A 19,064-nucleotide genomic window follows, 5' to 3' on the forward strand; every position below is an offset into this window, starting at 1 on the left:
TTTAACCTACCTCAATTAATTCTTTATTTGTATCATATGCACCAAGAGTTTTTAACATCTCAGTCAATATGTTGTACTTATTTATTTGATTGTCCCCAACTCTAGATATTGCTGTTAAAACAATATTGTTTACACCATTGGGGCATATAATCTGTATTACTGATGTATCATTACTATTTTCTTTATCAGCTCTGAAAATATATTCACTTAAGATAACCTTATTTTCATTTATCTTTTCAATTTTAGTACCTTTACTAGAAATAATTTTATTTCCTGATGCTTGTATATTTGTTCTTATTTGTTTATCAATTTGCTTAACCATATTATCATCCAATATAGAGGTTAGGCTTTGTATATTCATATTAGACTCTAATGGTGATACCCCTACACTTATTTTTGTCTCAAATGGGTCATTAGCTATAAATTCTACTAATATCCCTGCTATTTTGACTTTATCAGAAGCTAAGTCAAAGAGTTTATCTTTTTTAGATTCTCTAACTAAGTTTTGAATAGTTGATATATTTTCTTTAACTTCCCAAGTGTATGGATATTTTAGCTTCATGCTTAGATACTTATTAGTATATTCTTTATATTCATCAGATTTTGTTTTTTGTACTGGCAAAGAATTTATAGCTTCTCTTAGAGATAAGTTATTTCTGTCAAGATTCTTTTTATCTTCATCAGATACCTTAATATCTTTTGTTGGTACAAATTGATATAGATTAGATTTTATATTTTTAAATGTAATTATAAGTAATAATATTAGTACAATACAAGCACACAAACCAAATAGTTTATATAAATTAAAACCTTTATTACCATAAGTTACATTAGTTCTATAAGAAAATTCTAATGTTTCCATACTATCATTTTTTAAGTTTAAACTATTTTTATAGGCTATATCAGGGTTAACATCTAATAATAGATTATCTAAGCTTTCTTTTAATCTTTTTTCTGAAAAATGATATAAATATTCATCTGAAACAATACATCTATATTCATGTGTAAATGAATAGAAACGGTATAGTATTTTTATATCTTGATTAAATATTCTCATTTTTTTTTCTACATTATTATTAATTTCATATAATTTCAATATATCATTCATAATTAGATTACTATAATATATAAATTTAAGTTTATTTACCTCACCATGAACTTTTTTCATTTATTAACTATCACCTACCAAACAAAGTATATTTTTAAAAATAGATTTTTAGATTTTATTTACTCTATGTTATTATAGAGTTTAACTAATAATTAACTGATATATAGTTGAAAAACCTGTACAAATTCCATAAATAAATATAATACCTAATGAGCAAAATACATATAAATTAATTAAATCCTCACCATTTTTTGTTTTCTCGATATTAATATTTCTATTATTCTTAAAGTTTGTATTAATAAAATCATTTTTTGCATGTATTTTTTTCTTTTTTTTCTTCTTCTTTCCCATTTTAAATTTCTCCTATTCTAATTTATATATTTTTTGTATTATTATATATATAAAAAAAACAGTTTTTATTTTTTCTGTATTTTACTAAAAAAAGTTTAGCTATTTTAGCTAAACTTTTTTTATTTATAAACACATAACTACTATTTTAAAAAAAGAACTTAAAAGAACAGTTGCTGAAATCGCCATTAAAATAAATGAAATCATAATTATATTATTAAATGTATTTTTAATAATCTTCTTTCCTAAATTTGTTTTTTTATAAGCAATAACTTTATTATTCATGAATAGACCTCCATATAAATTTAATATTTTCTATAAGTTTAATAGTTTTAAGTTGTAGACCTGTTCTCTATCGTATTTCATACAACTTCTCCAGGTCCCCTTTATATTAGTTTTAGTTTATCCAATAACATATTTTTCTAATTCTATTTGTATTTTTATAGTCTTATATCCTTTTTTATTTAACTCAATTAATATATCTGCTATAGCATCATCACATTTGATTCAACAATCCTTTTCTTATAAAAATTCATATTTTAGCTCCTATAGTACAAATATCTAAATCATTATTTTATTTAAAAATAAATGTAGCTTCTTCACTTTCTTTATCAATTACTTATATCTATATCTTGTGTTAAACCTTCTATTATCAACCCTGAACAATAATTTACGTTATTTACATCATCATCCTCAAAAAATATTTGTGTCATACCACTTGGGATTGAAATTTTATGTTTAGCAAAATTGGTTATTAGAGTAAAGTAAGCATCTGAATAATTATATTCAGAAATATCTTTTGCTAAACTCTCTGCTAATAAAAATCTATCTTCCATATTCAATTGCTTTCCTAGTACCACTCCTAATTGTTTATATAAATCTAATGCCATATAAATACACCCCTTTTAAAATTATCATTCTTCTATATTTAAAAACTCTTTTTAAAATTTTTCTAATCCACTTCTTCTTACATTTTTCATCCCATGTAACCCAAGTAGTTTCAAATTGACTAACTGCATTATCCTCAGAAAATTCTAAGCATATATGATAGAATTTTTAAATTTGAGATAAGCCTTTCACTATAAACTTTTATATTTTTACTCCTTGTTTAAATTTTATATTACAAATAAGATATTACTTCATATAATACAAAGTTTTCATCTATATACAAATCTTTATCATTAAGATTTTCTTCTACATATGAATTAATGAAGATATATAACAAAAAGTCTTCATCTATATTTGTCATTTCATTAAAATACCTTAAAACAATATTTTCTAATTCTTTAATTTTTAAATTTAACTTATATAAATTGTTACAATACTCTTCATTAAAGTGAACTGCATTTTCAAATTTATTGTATAATTGTAAAGCATCATTTACTAACTGTTCACAGTCAAATTTTGGATAAAGGTTAGAATCAAAAAATTCTTTTAATTTTATAATGAATTTATATTTGTATCTAACCTTTATAAAGTTCTTATTATTAAACTTAATTGAATAGTCTGTAAATGAATCTTTTATATATTCCAAAATTCTATTTATAACATACATTTGGCTTTCTTCATAAGAATCACTAACAGCTTCTCTTAATTTACTATTAACTCTAAATAATTTTTTTAATTCATAATCTTCTAATTCACTTATCTTTTTCATCTTTAGTTCTCCTTGTATTTGAAGTTACTCTAATTATAATCTAAATCATTCAATTAATCAATTTATTTTGAATGATTTAGATTAAATTTAAATAAAAATAACTTATTTGATACATATATATTGACATATAAAAATATTTATAATAAATATTTATTTCTAAAGGTTATTCATTTATAAGCTTCTATCTAGATATAACTATATAATAGTTTATTAGCGAAATAATAAATTTCTATAATTTATAATAGATAAATAAGTTTGTTTTATTCAATATATTTAACCTATTGGCATTAATATAAAATAGTTTTATTGATTTATTGAATGTTTTCAATTAATATATTATATATGTGACATTAAAAACATAAAGGAGAAATGTATGAAAACTTTATTTGATTTTGGATATGAGCTAGGTGTAAAGGATACAAGTAAAAAATTACCCTTAAATGAATTTGTAATAAGTTTACAAAAAGAAGATAAAAATGGGATATTGGAATCAATCATAAAATGTTACTCAGTTTTAAATGTAGCATTGCCAGATTTCGTTTTAAAAGAATGTTCAAGTGAAAATAATTTAATTAAATCTAGTCAAAATATTCTAATTGGAATATTATATGCATATAAAGAGACTAACTCTATTTATAATCTTCTTGCAACAGAGCAACTTCTAAGTTTAAAAGAAGCTTCTAAAATATCTAAGAGAGCTGTTACAACATTGCGAAGAAACATTGATACAGGTAAATTTGAGAGGAATATTGATGCTTTTCAAGTAGATTCCAAATGGCTTATTAGAAAAGATGCTCTCATTAGGGAATATGGACAGTTTGAATATAGCTCAGATAAATAAAAAACTTATACATATACAAAGAATGGTAAACTAATTCTAAGTTTACCATTCTTTGTATATGTTAATATTCTAATTAGAGCTAGGTGGCTTTAATAAAGATACTAGCATAATTTCGGATAAAAATGCTAAACTTAAAAAATAAGTTTGCATTTCTCCTTTTCATATATTTTATGAGAAAAAATAAAATTTTTTTAATATTATTTCTTATGAAGATAATTCTCTTAGCTTTTCTTTTAATTTTCTATTTTCATCTTCCAAATCTTTTACTTGTTTTTCTAGTTTTAAAGACTCATTTTCATTATTTCTCAATTCACTTAATCTTCCATAGATTATATTCCCATTTTTTATTTGATTGTATATACTTTCATATAGTTTAAGTAACTCTTCATTCCCCTTATTTATATGAATAGCATCATTTTTTAATAATTCTTCAATTGAAGTTATTAAAAGTTCATATTTTTCTCTATCAATTTCATATCCACCAATATATAAATCTTTACAGATGTTTCCATTATCACAAGTCAAACAAGGAGGTCTCTTTGCAAATTCACAGTTTTTAGCATTGTTTTGTAGACAAACTCCATATGGAGTATTTATTCCATTATTATTTATCATATTATTTTTTATCCTTTCTGCCCTAAATTTTGATTTTAATTCGCCTTCAATATTGTTACAAATATATTCAAATATCAATTCAAGTTCATAATCAATATTAGGTATTTTAAATTTTTCATTATTAAATTTATATATTCTACCATCTTCTTCTGTTATATATTTTTTTATAGCGATATTATTTATCTTATTCTTTAAAGAAGATGTTCTATATTTATTAATTTTTCTATTTTTACTATCCTTAACAAATATATATCCCAATGGATTGTCTATATTAGATATATTTTTTCTAATATTATAATTTAATACTTCTAAAACCTCAGAATCTATTGATATAGGTTCACATTTAACTGTAAGTGAATAAGAATCATCATTTTCTTTAATCAAACAATTTGCTGTTAGAGACAATACTTCATTTAATGTTAAACCAGTTTTGCACATTAACCAGATAGCTGTTATTTCATTGATTTCTAGTTCATATATATTTTTTAATAATTTACTTAATACCTTATATGATATATTTTCTCTTTCAATATAGCTTCTGTCAGTTTCAATTGACTTGACATAATTAAATAAATTTGAAAAATCTACATTTAAATAATATTTATTCTTAGTATCTATATATAAAGTAAAGGTTTTTATTATCCAAAACATAGTGTATAAATCCCTATATGAAGTACCTTTTGTTTTAAGATAATCTAAAAAATTGCGTATATGAAAGTCTTCAATTTTATCTAGCGAAATACTATCTTCATATATAAAGTTACAAAAGATTGTAATGGTTCTTAAATATGAACATCCTGAAGCCCAAGATATATTCTTATCTTCAGAAAAAAGGTGTTCTTTAAAAAAATCTTTTACTTCTTGCCTAAAATGATTATTTTTAATTTTTAAAAAATTATAGTTAAGCTTTCTATCTGATGTTTTTATTAAACCTAATGAGTGTAATTCATTATATCTCCATAAATCTTTTGCAAAAATATCACGTTTATCAATTAAAAGTATTAAATTCTCATACATACTTTTTAGAAAAAAATTTATAGATTGTTTACTTTTCTTATCATAATTATCTTTATAATAAGAGAGCCATTTAGGTTGCATTTCATGAATATCAAAGTCTAATATAGAGTTTAAATTTTGATAATAATTATTAATAAATTCCATAAAATATTTATAAATTTCATTATAATAAAGTAGCAAAGTTTTAACAGATATTTTCTTTGAAATTAACTTATTATACAATAAAAATTTAAACTCATCATTTAAATTAGTTTGTTTAAAAGTAAATCTAACAATATTTGTATTTAATTTTTTTTCTAAAGGTATATTCTTTTCCCATTCCAATCCAAGCAAATCTAATAAGCATTTATAAGTCCACTCATCATGTTCATATAATTCATTAATATCAATATCTTTATAAATTACATCTCCAGCTTCATTAATGCCTTTTTCAGTTCTTTTAGTAAATATAGATTTTATTTTTTCTCTATATTCATTTTCATCTTTATATCCAAGTTCTTTAAGTAAAGCAGTCATTTACATTTCCTCCATTAAATTATTATAATTAGCAAGAATATATTACATATATAATTTATAGCATCATTGTTTATAAAATAATATATCGTATTTATCACTCAAATAAAATTCTTGAATAATTTTATTTTATTTTCTCAAAAAAACGAATCACAATATATTAAGATATTCAACTCTTTTATTAAAATTACATTAATCTTATAAACAAAAAAACAGTCAATTTCAACTGTTTTTTATTTGTAGTATTTATTTTTTTAATATCATACATTTGTCATATACTTTGCATCAGTCAAGAATAATCTATAAAAGGCATAGATGAAAAAAATTGTTATTATTCTAATTGCTTACTATCCTTCTCATAAATATAAAAAAGTAAAATATCAAAAAAATATATAAAACTTAATAGAGATGGAACCATCACTGCTGTATTAACTATCCAATCTCCTTTAAAGCTAGATATTATGTAGAAAATAGACAACGCAATTATAACTATCTCCATTGTATCTGATAATGCTCTATTTCTATTATTTTTTTGAGTTTCAGTTGGTGATTCCACTTTAAATACTAATGACAATATTATAGTTATTAGTATACTTAAAAATATAGCTAAAATCAGAATGTTAATGCTATTATTTATACCAATCTTTTCAATTATACCAGTTTCTTCAGTTGTATCTGTCTGAGCAATTCCACAAATACTAAAGAAAGTAAACATTAATGTGTATAAACAATTTTCAATAACTAATGCTCTAACATAACTAACACTTATTTTTTTCATTTTTTAAAACTCCTTTAATAATTATAAATTTTAGTTTTATTTATTTCCTTTATACTCATATACTTTTAAAATACTTTTTTTAGTTTTTATTTTATTACATATATTTTTGCAGAAATTAAAAAACTATCTTTTTTATACTTGTAATATTTTAAATTTATTAATTAGCATACATTTATCATATCTTTTTCATCAATTAGCAATAAAAGTGTAGATGGAAAGATTTAATATTATTTTATTTTTTTCTTTTCTTCTCATGAATATAAAAAAGATAGTCAATTCTAACTATCTTTCTCATATTTACAATATTTAATTTTCTTATTTATCATATACTTTTCATCAAACGATAATAGAAAAGAAATCTCTTAAGAAGCTAAAAAACGACCTTTTAAATTAGATTTTAAGGCTATTAAAGTAATTGCCTTTTGTAATTAGTCATAACGCTTCTAAAAATCATAATACAAGCCTTTTATGACCTCATACATTACTATACTCATATTTCAGACATATAATGTCTGTAATATGAGAAAAATATCTGAAATTTACTAATTTGATTCTGATAATATAGATTTAACATAACATGATACCATTTTTATTCCCCTAGAATCTAGTTTTGAAATATCAGTTACTAATTCATATAATTCACAGTTATCTGATAAAGTTATATCTGCAATGGCTTCTCCTAAATCCTCATACAATTTTTTCTCATCTTTAATCAATATAATCACTCCTTTTAAAAAAATATAATTAGCTTACATTATATATCGAAATTTAAAAGAAATCTATTCAAATATTTTTTCTTATTATAAATTCAAAACTTAACTGTGTACTATTAGATAAATAAACTTTTATATTATACACTAAAAAAAACAACTATAATAAGTTGTTTTTTCTTTTAATTATATATAAACTCATTTTCTACTATTTGCTTTATTCTAGATCATGAGCTTTTGTATATATTTCTTGATTAATTTTTAAATTTTTCCCTGGATATGGATACTTGTTATAAGAATCATTTTTTTTCATTGTCTTTCTATCCATACCTACTATCTCTTGTGCTTTTAATGCTATATTCCCATATTTAAATATATTTTTAAATATTTGTTGTTCTTCTTTTGATAAATTATTCATATCATTTGGAACATTACCAAATAAATAATCATGTAAAATAATATGACAATTAGAACATAATGTTAATCCATTTTCTTCTGTGTCATTTCCTCCTAAATAAACAGGTACTATATGATGTCCAACTAGTATTCCTAACCATCTTTTACCACCCCTACCACAACATTGACAAGTAAAATCATCTCTCATAAAAATTGCGGTTTTTATATTCTTATCCATAATTTCTCTATTATTTACATCTTGGACAATATTTTCTCTTATTTTTTTTGATTTATTTAATTCATCTAAATCTTTATTTTCTATATCTTCATTTTTTAAATCTAATACTTCTCTAACCTTATCTGCACTTAATAAATTTTTATCCTCTTTATCGTCTATTAGATTGGAATTAAAACTAGATGTATCTTCTTTATTTAGCTTTTCTTCCTTATTTAATTTATTTTCTTTTTTTCTTTCACTTTTTAGTTTGTTATAAGCTTTTTCTATAGACAAATCACCATTTAATAAATTATCTTTTATCTCTTTATATTCAGATAACATAATATCTTTTATTTTCATTACTTCACCAGACTGAAGCTGATATAAATATTCTATTAAAGCTGGTGTAATGTCATTTGCTTCTTCTATTAAATTGATTTGTTCCCATAATTCTTTTGCAGTATGTTTTTCTGACCTATTAAGTATAGCTGATAAAATACTAGCTATTTCTAAAACTTTTTCTATATCTTCATTGTCAAATCTTAATACTATAGCTGAGATTTCATCTAGTTCATTTCGCATAGATGCATAAATTCTTCTTAAGCCTTCTAATAATAGATACTGTTCATTACCATTATCATCTTTATCTTCAAGGCTTATAACAATAATAGGATTTAATATTCCCATATTACTTACAACACTAGTCAGTCCCATTATAGTATTACTTCTACTAATTTTTTTATATTCAGATGTTACTATATTATTTATATTTATTGTTTTGAGTTCCTTTTGAGATTTATATTTTACTACTGATAATACTTCTTTTAGTTCATTATTAATATCTTCTTGCTGTAATTCACTTTTAATATTACTCATATTTTATCCTCCATATTCATTAATAATTGTTATTTTCATCTATTAAATTATCTTGTGGTTGTGGCATTTCTGTATCTAACTGATTTATCTTTAACCTTTCTTTTTCTGTTAATAGCCTATTTCTCATTTCATTATACTCATCATATCCATATAGTCGTTCTATTGCATCTTCAGCTTGAGTTATATAATAATACTTTTTACTACTGCTTGAATTTAATATTTTCAAACCATCCACAATATTTCTAACTTCTGTTATTAGCTTCTGTTTTGCTTTTTCTTTACCTTTATGCTTTGCTTCTTCTATTTCTGCAGCTTCTGTTTCTTTTTTATCTAGAATTTGTGATTTTTGCTTTTCATATAAATTGGACCAGGCATTTCTTTCTTTATCTAAAACACTTTTCTTTGTTTCCAATCGTTCCATTAAGGATTTCTTTACTTTATCATTACTAATTATACTTACTGCAGTTTCAGTCTCATTATATTTTATATCAAATTCTTCTAAATCATTAATAGATGAATATGTTAGAGATTCATATTCTGATACTAACTTCTTAGCAATTTCTTGTCTTTGCTTATCTTGCTCCTGCCATTGTTTTTCTATCAATACTAATTTTCTTTTTTCATTTTCAGCTTCTTGAGCTTCTATTTTATCCATAGCTATCTTAGAATATAGAATTTCATTATTTTTCTCATCAATAATAATTGTTGTTGGTTTTTTAAATTCCATATTAGGTAATCCTTTTTGTATTTTTTCTAAGGTATTTTTCCAAATAATACTTGAATATGAACCTCCACCTTTGGGTTTAGGAATTTCTTGTGGTGAATCATATCCCACCCATGTAGATAATGTATATTGTGTTGTTCCTCCAGAAAAACAACTATCTCTATTGTCATTAGTTGTACCTGTTTTACCAAATGCTATTATACCATTATCAGGTTTAGCTTTTTTACCTGTACCATATTCTTTATTTAAAACATCTTTTAAAACATCTATTAACATATATGCTGTATCCTCTGTAAATACTCTGTTTTTCTTAACTTCGCCATTATAAACAGTTCCTGTATTTGCAAATTCAACCTTTCTTAAACAAGATGCATCATTATAAACACCTTGATTAGCTATAGTACTATATGCTTTAGCCATTTCTACTAATCTTACTCCTTTTGTTATTCCTCCCAAAGCCAACGAACCTACATTGTCAGTTGGTTCAAGTGTAGAGAAATTCATCTTTTTTAGAAATTCTAGTCCAGTTTTAGGTTTGACAGATAATAAAAGTTTATATGCAATAGTATTACTTGAACGTGCTAAAGCTTCTCTCAAGGTCATATTACCTCTATATCCAGCATATGAATTTTTAGGTTTTCCATCCATGAGTGGTTTATCTTCCATTATGTAACTAGGATAATATTTACCTGTCTCAAATGCTGGTCCATAATCTACTATAGGTTTTATTGTTGAACCTGGTTGTCTAACTGCCAGAAAGCCACGGTTGAAATTATCTTCTGCACCTCTTCCTCCTACTATAGCTTCAACTAATCCATTTTGATTATTTACTAATACACTTGCTCCTTGAAGTTTATATTTCTTTGTTATAGTATCTTTTTCAGTAAAATCTTTTAATGTTGAATCTAAAGTTTCTTGAAGTATCTGTTGCTTCTTTTTATCTAAAGAAGTATGTATGGTATATCCTCCAGAACGTATTAAATTGCTTTTTTCAGTATATTCTTCAGTATACATTTTTTTATATTTATTATATTCTTCTGTATCAGTTATTGCATATTTGAATTTAAATCCGTCTAATTCCATTAATTTTAAAACTGTACTATAGATTGCATAACTTGTCAGATAATCTTCTTTACCCTCAGAAAGTTTTTTATCTAATACTAAGTTTATTTCTTCATTTATTGCAGTTGTATATTCTTTTTTACTAATCATTTTTTCTTCCAATAATTTGTTTAATAGTCTATTACGTTTTTTCAAGGCTTCTTCCTTATGTTCAACAGGACTATATCTAGACGGGTTATTTGATAGACCTGCTAGTAATGCAGATTCAGATAATGTTAAATCTTTAGGTTCTTTCCCAAAATAATATGACGCTGCACTATATACTCCATAACAACCAGCTCCAAAATAATTAGTATTTACATAAAACTCCATTATATCTGCCTTACTATATTTCCTCTCCAATTCTGGAGCTAGAAAAAATTCTATAAGTTTTCTCTTAAATGAACGTTCTTGTGTCAACAACATATTTTTTATTACTTGTTGAGTTATAGTTGAACCTCCTTGAGTTACATGACCTTTATTTTTAATCAAGGATACACCAGCTCTAGCCAATGCTCCATAATCAATACCATTATGTGATAAAAATTTTCTATCTTCAATTCCTATATAAACATTTTGCAAGTTCTTTGATACATCTTGTATCTTACAATATTTATAATTATTAGCCTTTATTTCTTTAAGTAGATTGTTATCCTTATCATATATCTTTGTATTTTCAAGTAATGTAAATGTATTGTCATTGATAGAAGCTAATTTATCATAAGCTATTTTTTTTGATTCTTTTAGCAAAGGCCTTACTTGTATAAAGATATATACTCCTGCTATAATCAGTATGGCCAAAATTAAAATACTAACATATTTTAATATTTTCTTAAGCTTAAGTTTAGCTATCTCTTTATCCATAGATTTTCATCCCTTCCTTTGTATTCAATTTACTTCAATAATGTTTTTTGGAACTATACTAATAAAAAAGCTTTATTTAAGATAATATTTTGATAAATCAATATAGACCTTTTTTATATCAAACCCTTTAAAATTGTTTAATATTCTATTCATTTAATTACCTCCTGTTTCTAAATTTGTATTTATTTTATATACTAAAATTACAAAGTATATATTATTGCAAAAGTTTCATGAATTATGGTCTGAAATAGAAAATTTTTCATCTAAATCTGATTTCAAAAACAAAAAAACTATCCTCACATATTGAAAAGATAGTTTTTCTATAAAAAATTATAATATATTTAATTGTTTAATTAATTTTATTTTCATTTTTATGTTATTTAAAATAATTTATAGTCATTTTTTCTAAAAGAACATTCATAATAAATTTTTAGATAATATTAAAAGCTTTGATATTCTTCAGGTTATATAAACTAAACTTTATTATAATCAATATTATTTATATCTATCTATTGAAATAACTTTTTTGTCAAAAAAATCATTACTTTCTTGGTTATTTTTATCTTTAGTAAAAGCATTATAGAATTTTGAATAAATAGCTTCTGAATTGTTTGGCATTAAACTTAAGTTATGTTTCTTGCAAAAACTGTTTAAGTAATCTTCTAAATCTTTATTTAACATCTTATTTCCTCCTATACAATTAATTTAAACTAATAAAAAAGAGCAGGGCTAATTGAGCCATTATCAATAATCAAATGACTTCTCAAACAGTTATTTTAATATTACTATATTAACATTATTAACTATTATTAGAGTTCTCATTCAATTGTTATGAAATTTTTAATAAATAAATACATTTAAAAGATAAACTAATAATTTAAAATTTGTAGGGTAGAGGAGAGCTAAGTTATTAAATATAAACAACATATTATGGATACTAATTTATATTTACATACATACTGTAAAGCTTCATTCATCTATAATTCCTACATTATTATTTATTTTATCTATATCTACAATCTTATACCAGTTTGAATCATGGCCAGAATCATCTATCCATTTAAAAAACACATTTTTAGCTATATTTTCTTTAGTATCTTGTAATACAGGTTTAGTATAATGGATAATTGGGATACTAGCGTCTTCCTTTTTGCCTACATAAAAACAATTCTTGATTCCTTTTTTTCTAGCCATCTTAATAGCAGCTTCTTTACTTTCATATTCATCACTATTAAAATACTCTCCATCTTCACTATATAACCAAATTTCTTTTTTAAATCTCATATAAATTCCTCCTCTTAAAATAAACTAAGTTGCTTATTAACCTCAAAATTAGTCCATAATACCTCATTTCTTACTTTACCATGCTCTGCATGTGACTTAAACTCTAACTTATTCCAATGTTTAAGTGTTTCATTATATAAATTAGAATTATATCCACTTACTATCACAGTTCCAATATGATTTAAAATTACTTTTAGCAACTTTTCATGTTCTTCTTCTGTTTCCATCTCTACAACATACTCTTTCATAATTGTAACTCCTTTTATAAGTCAAAGTAAGTCTATAACATTCTAGTTTCATTCACAAACTTACCTTGACTATTTATTTATCTATCTTTACAAATTTCCATATATTCTTTTTCTGTGTATATTCTGCAAAAATAATCCACAAAAGGCTTTGAAACATCAAGTATTAAAACTACATGTGCTATATGAGATAAGTTATGTTTACTAAATTCCATATTTAAAAGTAAAGCTTTATGAAAAACTTTGTGAGAATTTGTTTCCCCATCTACTGATACATATATAGTGTCACCTATTTTGTATGGTAAGTTTATATTATTAAGATATAGACCCCTATCTTTAAGCTTTTTATTATGCTTATTTATCCCCTCATATAGCCTATCATCTATTTTCAGTACTTGAGTCGCTGTTAATGCAGATTGGCAAACATCCAATATTTCCTCCATAATATGCTCTTTATCACCTTCAAGTATTGCTTCTTTGAGTTCTGCAACTTCTTCATCAATCTTCGCTAACTGTTCCTCTATTGTCCAATTTGGTATATCACTAATTAATTTAAATTCCATTTTATTTATCCTCCTTGTATAAACATTTATCTTATTCCTAGCTTAACATACCCATGTTCTAGATTTACAACATATTCAATTTCTTTATTAACCTCAATTCCTAAATGTCTCTGACATGCATCTGTTAGTATAAGAAAATCACCTTTTGAAAAAGTTTTATTTTCTCTAATTTTAATACTTTTATTCTTTATTGCATCCTTGAAAGTACTAGAATCTACCTGTAATTTATGTATCATAATAATCACCCTCAAAATCTATATATTTATTTTTCTTCCTCATATTTTCATCTCTATCAATAATTTCTCGATTGGATTTCCCACAACATTTCTTGCAAATTTTCATCCTCTGATTCAATAATTTCTAAATCTGTTTTATTAAATTTGCACTTAGGACAATATATATCTGACCAGTCTTGAGAAGATGGTTTAGTCTTTCTAGCTTTTTTAGTAAGCTTACCAGTTCTTTTGTTTATTTTTCTAATAACCTCATATCCATAATTTGCTATAAATTCTAGTTGGCCTCCACACTTTGGACAAATGAACTTTATATCTTTATTCATGTAAACACCTTCAATCTTAGTTATTATTAGAATATTTATCAAATCAATATTACCTCAAAACCCCATCATTATTTAATAATTTTACTAAATGGAGCAGAGCAGAGTAAAATTTCATTATTTTTATTTATGTTTATTAAGAATCTTTTTATTACGAATTCCCAAAATCCAATAATTTGCTATTCTAAAAAAGCTAAGTCCTAGCAACAGAAATACAAATACTGTTGCTGTTGATAGATAGTTTGTTAAAGAAACAAAAATACATATAAACACATCAAGTAAAAGTATCAAGAATTCTAACTTTTTTATTTTTAATGGAAAAATCTCATAAAATTCATTTTTTGATTTTTCATACAATACTTTAGTTAATATCTCTCCAATAAACATAATAAAAACACTTATAAGAGTACAAATCTGATTTATTATTAAGCTTCTATTGCCTAAAATAACTACACATAATATTAAATATATTATGAAACTAAAAGTCTCATAAATAAAAAATTTATTTTTATAATACATAACAATATATCCTTTTCATTTAAACCTTTAAATATACTAATATTTTTTAATCTTACTTAAACATATTTATAAAAACCTCAACAAAGTCAAATTGTTGTTGTGTATATAGCTCTTTATTAGGTTCATTATTTTTTTCCCAAGTATCTATTCTTGCTTTTACATCTTCTATTATATCTTCAGAAAGATTGTACTTATGCACTGCTTCTATTAATTCTTGCAGATTGCTTATCTTAACATTATTCTTCATAATTTTCTCCTTTAGAGTAGCATTTACTCGTTGTTTGATTTTTAGTTATACTTATATTAATGAGGTAAAGAAATCTATAAAATTATAATTTTTATAAACTTATTTGTAATTTATAGATTTCTTTTATATCCAAATATTATAAATATAATACTTTTTATAATTTTAAAGTTGTTTAAATTCTTCTTCAGCTTTATTATTTTCCATTTCCATAATCTCATAAATATCCGCTTCTAACCCTAAAGCAGTAAGTACATCAAAGATATGATTGACATAATCCAGACTTGTATTTAATATATCTTCTTTCTGTCCTGCATCTATTGTATTTACAAGCTCTGTTGTCTTTTTTAATAAATTTAGATTTAGATTTGTTTTTTCTTCTTCTGAAACATTAATAATTGATTCTACATTCATTTTAATCCCACCCTGTAATATTTTATTTTTTATTTTGTCTTTTTTTATCAACAAATTCTTTATTAATCCAAGAAGTAATTTCTTCAAGATAAAATCCCTCACCACAAATTGGGCATCTTGGTAACATCTTTCTGCCTCTATATTTTTTTTCTAAATTTCTAATTACTATTAAGTAAGGTTTATAATTTGAAAGTTCTTTTTTTTGTTTTAATATATTATTTGCTTGCTCATTTAAACGCTCACAATTTAAAGCTAGTTCGTACAATGCTTCATAAGCTTCTACTCTTATTCCACACTTTGAGCAGTGAATAGATTTATTGGTTGTATCTACTGTAAAACTTCTTTCTTCACATTCACATATTTTTCGATTATCTCTATTTATTCTTAATAAGTCAATCTCAATTATATTATCTGGTAAATCCATTTTAGAACCTCTCCTTCATATTAAGCCAATCATTAAACTCTTCTTCAGTCATATATTTTAATTTTTCAATGCCAAATTCTGATATATAGTCATATTCATATTGGGCATGATTTATGGCAACAGATATTTCTTTCCCATTATTAAAATGTTGCTTTGCTCTTTCAACAGTATATATAGTCCTTGAATCTATCATTTCACTAATCATTCTCCAATCTTTCTTTTAAGATTTTATTTTCTTTTTCTAAATCATTTAACTTTTTATAAATATGCATATGGTATTCTATATCTTTAATAATTTCTATTTTTTCTTTCTTCTTCTCAATTGATTTAACAAGTTCTTTTTCTTTTTTCTTGTTTTCAATTGATATGCCAAATAAAATACCTAGTACTAAAAACATTGTATTTAAAACTATTATATTTATTTCCAGTACACTCCCTCCATTCAAAAACTCTTTAATTAAATTAATAAACTTTAAAATATAAATACTTACAAGAGGATAGATTGCTTAATCCATTTTTTTTATTTAGATATATTTCTATATAGGAATGATAATACAAAAGCTCATTTATTTCTCTAAATATATCTAATAACTTATTAACCATTTTTATATTATCTATTTTATTAAAAAGCTTAAACTTATAACGGCTATTTGTTTCAATAGCTCTCATTACATTAGAAAGTGAATCTAAATTAATATTCTCTAATATTTTAAAATTTCTTAAATCATATAGATTAAATATATTTTCATAAAGTTCTACAATCTTCATTTCATTTAAGCTTAATGAATTTTTATTGTTTAGCACTTTTGTCCCCTCCACTTAATAACATATTTTTAAAACTTGTGGTGCTTATTGAGAATTATACGGTCTTGAGCTATTAAAAACAACACTTGAAATTTAGATATTTTTTTATGGAAATTTTCTGAAACTGTATTTAAAAATTTGTCAATACATATTTGATATTTGATGTTATTAAACATATAAAAAAGGAGATTCCTCATACTTCTAAGGAATCTCCTTTATAACTAAATAAAATAGTTTCTTTCTTGCATCCATCTTTTTAACTCATCTTTATAAAAATTAAAATCCATATTCTTATTAATTAATGGATGTCTTGGGAAACCTTTCTTAGTTAGTGTATTTATACAATATGGCTGCTTCTTCAGTTCTTTTACAATTTTCAATACTTCATTTTCTCTATCTCTATGTTCAGGAACAACCTCATCTCCCCATGCAAATATTATGTAATTGCTATTACTACATTCATTTTTTATTATTTCCTTGTTTCTTTTCCATGAAACACTATTATTATATTCAATAAAATTCTTTAATTCATCAGATTTTGGTGTTATTATTGTAAATAAATTCACTATAGATAGTACTCCCACATCTTTGAATTTATCATAAATATAACTTATAACTTTATTAGTTGTTTTATCTGAACGATTAGCATTTGCATAGCTTGGATTTTTCATGATGATAGTTACTTTTTTATTATATATTTTATTCTTATTGTAGGGTATTTGTAACAAGAACCTTTCATTTTCTTTGATTATTACAGTTATTTTATCTCTTACAAATTCTTTATCATAATTATTTTCACACATGTTTTTCACCTTCAATCCCTTTTATCTAAGTATAAATCTTGCTAATGAATAGTATGCTGCTACTATAACTAAATTATCTACTTTCATACTAATAATGGCAACATATTTATACTTACTTTTAAATTTATGCACATACCAGTTCTATAGATTGAGTGTTTCTTTAGTAAAGGTACACACTAAACCTATTTTTCAAGATTCTTTTTGCGTTAGTTATGTTATTGTTAACTAACATGCAATATGTTACAATAACATTAAAGTAAGTTTTCTATTATAAAACTAACAAAGGAGAATTTAGAAAAATGAATCTTACAACAAAAGAAATAAACATAAATGATATAATTTGTGACTGTGATTACCATATTGCATTTTGCACTAAATATAAAAAAGATGTACTAATTAATGAAGTAAAAGAAATGTTAGAAGATATCTTAAAAGAAGAAGCTAAAAAACTATGTGTTGAAATAAAAGAAATAAACATTCATGAAAATTATGTACACCTTTTTATTTCTTGTCATACTGTTCCAGGAGTACATATTGTCATCAAGAAATTAAAAGATAGAAGTGCTAAAATGCTAATGGACACATTTCCTAAATTAAAAAGTAGTATGCCAAATATGTGGACCAGAAAGTATTTTTGCAGTACAAGCCCTACATTAGATGTAAATCTAATGGAAAGATATATAGAAAGTGAAATAACAAGAAGCAAAAAAACTTATAAATAGAAAATCTAAATTATATGACAATTCTAATATTAAACAAATAAAAAAGCATTCTCTATTTAAGAGATTGCTTTTTTATAATAACACTAATAGTTTAAAAATGTATTGGGATTGATATTTTATACTAACAGTATAATTTGTAATTATACTGTTAAATCACTTCTTCGTGTATTAGCACATTATTTTATATAATCTAGATCAAGTACTTCTAATACTTCATCCTCACTTAATCCCAATGTCTTTGATAAATTTTCAAACTCTTCTATTTTAAAATCTATTATTCCTCTTTCCCTTTTTGAATATGTAGCTAAAGATATAGTTAAAAGAGAACTTAACCCTTGATGTGTGTATCCTTTTTCAATTCTAATATTTTTTAATTTCTCTAAATTCATTACAAACTCCCCTATATTTATTCCTAAAATACTTTAATGTAAATCCAACAACTCAAAAACTTCTTTTCTATTTAAATTTAATGCTTTTACTATTTTAGCAAATTCATCAGCTTTAAAAGAGGTATTTCCTATCTCTTTATCAGAATAAGTAGAATAAGGCATCTGTATTTTAATACTTAAATCTAATTTTGTATATCCTTTAATTTCTCTAAATTCTTTTAATTTTTCTAAGTTCATATTTCCCCCCCATAACAAATCTAATTCTAGAAAAGAATTATTTTAAAATTCACATTTTAATTCAAATTATATAGAAAAATTAGATATTTCATGAT

General features: G+C 23.6%; 28 protein-coding genes. 2 read left to right on the plus strand and 26 right to left on the minus strand.

Annotation, left to right across the window (positions count from 1 at the left end; all coding sequences use genetic code 11):
• Position 1 precedes the first annotated feature (1 nt).
• The 5 genes from Q3304_RS08910 to Q3304_RS08930 form a co-directional block, all read right to left on the minus strand.
• A complete protein-coding gene (locus Q3304_RS08910) occupies positions 2–1,168 on the minus strand; it encodes a hypothetical protein (RefSeq protein ID WP_407813429.1) in 1,167 nt (388 codons plus the stop codon).
• 81 nt (positions 1,169–1,249) lie between these two features.
• Positions 1,250–1,459: a hypothetical protein gene (locus Q3304_RS08915; protein ID WP_407813428.1), complete on the minus strand. Its 210-nt coding sequence runs from the start codon at positions 1,457–1,459 to the stop codon at positions 1,250–1,252.
• A 123-nt stretch (positions 1,460–1,582) separates the two neighbouring features.
• The gene (locus Q3304_RS08920) at positions 1,583–1,741 is read right to left on the minus strand and encodes a hypothetical protein (protein WP_407813427.1); all 159 of its coding nucleotides are present in this window, start codon (positions 1,739–1,741) and stop codon (positions 1,583–1,585) included.
• Between the two features lie 326 nt (positions 1,742–2,067).
• Positions 2,068–2,346 carry a hypothetical protein gene (locus Q3304_RS08925; RefSeq protein ID WP_407813426.1) on the minus strand — a complete coding sequence of 93 codons (279 nt, stop codon included), beginning with the start codon at positions 2,344–2,346 and terminating at the stop codon, positions 2,068–2,070.
• 230 nt (positions 2,347–2,576) lie between these two features.
• The gene (locus Q3304_RS08930) at positions 2,577–3,113 is read right to left on the minus strand and encodes a hypothetical protein (protein WP_407813425.1); all 537 of its coding nucleotides are present in this window, start codon (positions 3,111–3,113) and stop codon (positions 2,577–2,579) included.
• A 373-nt stretch (positions 3,114–3,486) separates the two neighbouring features.
• Here Q3304_RS08930 and Q3304_RS08935 point away from each other — a divergent pair, with 373 nt between their 5' ends.
• On the plus strand, positions 3,487–3,954 hold the full coding sequence (locus Q3304_RS08935) for a hypothetical protein (RefSeq protein WP_407813424.1): 468 nt from the start codon (positions 3,487–3,489) through the stop codon (positions 3,952–3,954).
• 204 nt (positions 3,955–4,158) lie between these two features.
• Here Q3304_RS08935 and Q3304_RS08940 read toward each other — a convergent pair whose 3' ends face one another.
• The 19 genes from Q3304_RS08940 to Q3304_RS09030 form a co-directional block, all read right to left on the minus strand.
• Positions 4,159–6,102: a hypothetical protein gene (locus Q3304_RS08940; RefSeq protein ID WP_407813423.1), complete on the minus strand. Its 1,944-nt coding sequence runs from the start codon at positions 6,100–6,102 to the stop codon at positions 4,159–4,161.
• Positions 6,103–6,430: 328 nt separating this feature from the next.
• Positions 6,431–6,877, minus strand: coding sequence for a hypothetical protein (locus Q3304_RS08945; RefSeq protein ID WP_407813422.1), 447 nt, complete (start codon positions 6,875–6,877; stop codon positions 6,431–6,433).
• 542 nt (positions 6,878–7,419) lie between these two features.
• Entirely contained in the window at positions 7,420–7,593 is a 174-nt protein-coding gene (locus Q3304_RS08950; protein WP_407813421.1) for a hypothetical protein, read from the minus strand.
• Positions 7,594–7,804: 211 nt separating this feature from the next.
• On the minus strand, positions 7,805–9,076 hold the full coding sequence (locus Q3304_RS08955; RefSeq protein ID WP_407813420.1) for an HNH endonuclease: 1,272 nt from the start codon (positions 9,074–9,076) through the stop codon (positions 7,805–7,807).
• 19 nt (positions 9,077–9,095) lie between these two features.
• Complete coding sequence (locus tag Q3304_RS08960; RefSeq protein WP_407813419.1) at positions 9,096–11,765, minus strand: transglycosylase domain-containing protein; 2,670 nt, start codon at positions 11,763–11,765, stop codon at positions 9,096–9,098.
• 495 nt (positions 11,766–12,260) lie between these two features.
• Positions 12,261–12,446: a hypothetical protein gene (locus tag Q3304_RS08965; protein ID WP_021386689.1), complete on the minus strand. Its 186-nt coding sequence runs from the start codon at positions 12,444–12,446 to the stop codon at positions 12,261–12,263.
• A gap of 288 nt (positions 12,447–12,734) precedes the next feature.
• The gene (locus Q3304_RS08970; protein WP_407813418.1) at positions 12,735–13,049 is read right to left on the minus strand and encodes a hypothetical protein; all 315 of its coding nucleotides are present in this window, start codon (positions 13,047–13,049) and stop codon (positions 12,735–12,737) included.
• 14 nt (positions 13,050–13,063) lie between these two features.
• Positions 13,064–13,297 carry a hypothetical protein gene (locus Q3304_RS08975; RefSeq protein ID WP_407813417.1) on the minus strand — a complete coding sequence of 78 codons (234 nt, stop codon included), beginning with the start codon at positions 13,295–13,297 and terminating at the stop codon, positions 13,064–13,066.
• Between the two features lie 77 nt (positions 13,298–13,374).
• Positions 13,375–13,857 (minus strand): hypothetical protein, encoded by a 483-nt coding sequence (locus Q3304_RS08980; protein WP_407813416.1) that lies wholly within the window; start codon positions 13,855–13,857, stop codon positions 13,375–13,377.
• Between the two features lie 26 nt (positions 13,858–13,883).
• Positions 13,884–14,093 (minus strand): DUF3850 domain-containing protein, encoded by a 210-nt coding sequence (locus Q3304_RS08985; RefSeq protein ID WP_407813415.1) that lies wholly within the window; start codon positions 14,091–14,093, stop codon positions 13,884–13,886.
• Positions 14,094–14,149: 56 nt separating this feature from the next.
• Positions 14,150–14,458 (minus strand): hypothetical protein, encoded by a 309-nt coding sequence (locus tag Q3304_RS08990; protein ID WP_407815424.1) that lies wholly within the window; start codon positions 14,456–14,458, stop codon positions 14,150–14,152.
• 78 nt (positions 14,459–14,536) lie between these two features.
• Positions 14,537–14,800 carry a hypothetical protein gene (locus Q3304_RS08995; RefSeq protein ID WP_407815425.1) on the minus strand — a complete coding sequence of 88 codons (264 nt, stop codon included), beginning with the start codon at positions 14,798–14,800 and terminating at the stop codon, positions 14,537–14,539.
• A 184-nt stretch (positions 14,801–14,984) separates the two neighbouring features.
• A complete protein-coding gene (locus tag Q3304_RS09000; protein WP_407813412.1) occupies positions 14,985–15,179 on the minus strand; it encodes a hypothetical protein in 195 nt (64 codons plus the stop codon).
• Between the two features lie 162 nt (positions 15,180–15,341).
• The gene (locus Q3304_RS09005) at positions 15,342–15,590 is read right to left on the minus strand and encodes a hypothetical protein (protein ID WP_021386697.1); all 249 of its coding nucleotides are present in this window, start codon (positions 15,588–15,590) and stop codon (positions 15,342–15,344) included.
• A gap of 22 nt (positions 15,591–15,612) precedes the next feature.
• The gene (locus Q3304_RS09010; RefSeq protein WP_407813411.1) at positions 15,613–16,014 is read right to left on the minus strand and encodes a hypothetical protein; all 402 of its coding nucleotides are present in this window, start codon (positions 16,012–16,014) and stop codon (positions 15,613–15,615) included.
• Position 16,015: 1 nt separating this feature from the next.
• Complete coding sequence (locus tag Q3304_RS09015) at positions 16,016–16,219, minus strand: hypothetical protein (protein ID WP_044214124.1); 204 nt, start codon at positions 16,217–16,219, stop codon at positions 16,016–16,018.
• The gene (locus Q3304_RS09020; RefSeq protein WP_407813410.1) at positions 16,212–16,412 is read right to left on the minus strand and encodes a hypothetical protein; all 201 of its coding nucleotides are present in this window, start codon (positions 16,410–16,412) and stop codon (positions 16,212–16,214) included. Before Q3304_RS09020 ends, Q3304_RS09015 begins: the two co-directional genes overlap by 8 nt.
• Positions 16,413–16,476: 64 nt before the next feature.
• Complete coding sequence (locus tag Q3304_RS09025) at positions 16,477–16,818, minus strand: hypothetical protein (RefSeq protein ID WP_021386701.1); 342 nt, start codon at positions 16,816–16,818, stop codon at positions 16,477–16,479.
• Positions 16,819–17,039: 221 nt separating this feature from the next.
• Positions 17,040–17,621: a DUF1643 domain-containing protein gene (locus tag Q3304_RS09030; RefSeq protein WP_407813409.1), complete on the minus strand. Its 582-nt coding sequence runs from the start codon at positions 17,619–17,621 to the stop codon at positions 17,040–17,042.
• A gap of 299 nt (positions 17,622–17,920) precedes the next feature.
• Here Q3304_RS09030 and tnpA point away from each other — a divergent pair, with 299 nt between their 5' ends.
• Positions 17,921–18,343 carry an IS200/IS605 family transposase gene (tnpA, locus tag Q3304_RS09035; RefSeq protein WP_407813408.1) on the plus strand — a complete coding sequence of 141 codons (423 nt, stop codon included), beginning with the start codon at positions 17,921–17,923 and terminating at the stop codon, positions 18,341–18,343.
• A gap of 176 nt (positions 18,344–18,519) precedes the next feature.
• Here tnpA and Q3304_RS09040 read toward each other — a convergent pair whose 3' ends face one another.
• Positions 18,520–18,732 carry a helix-turn-helix domain-containing protein gene (locus Q3304_RS09040; RefSeq protein WP_407813407.1) on the minus strand — a complete coding sequence of 71 codons (213 nt, stop codon included), beginning with the start codon at positions 18,730–18,732 and terminating at the stop codon, positions 18,520–18,522.
• Between the two features lie 33 nt (positions 18,733–18,765).
• A complete protein-coding gene (locus Q3304_RS09045; protein WP_407813406.1) occupies positions 18,766–18,969 on the minus strand; it encodes a helix-turn-helix domain-containing protein in 204 nt (67 codons plus the stop codon).
• Positions 18,970–19,064: the final 95 nt, after the last annotated feature.

It is taken from the genome of Clostridioides sp. GD02377 (genome assembly GCF_045899875.1).
Classification (GTDB): domain Bacteria; phylum Bacillota; class Clostridia; order Peptostreptococcales; family Peptostreptococcaceae; genus Clostridioides; species Clostridioides difficile_A.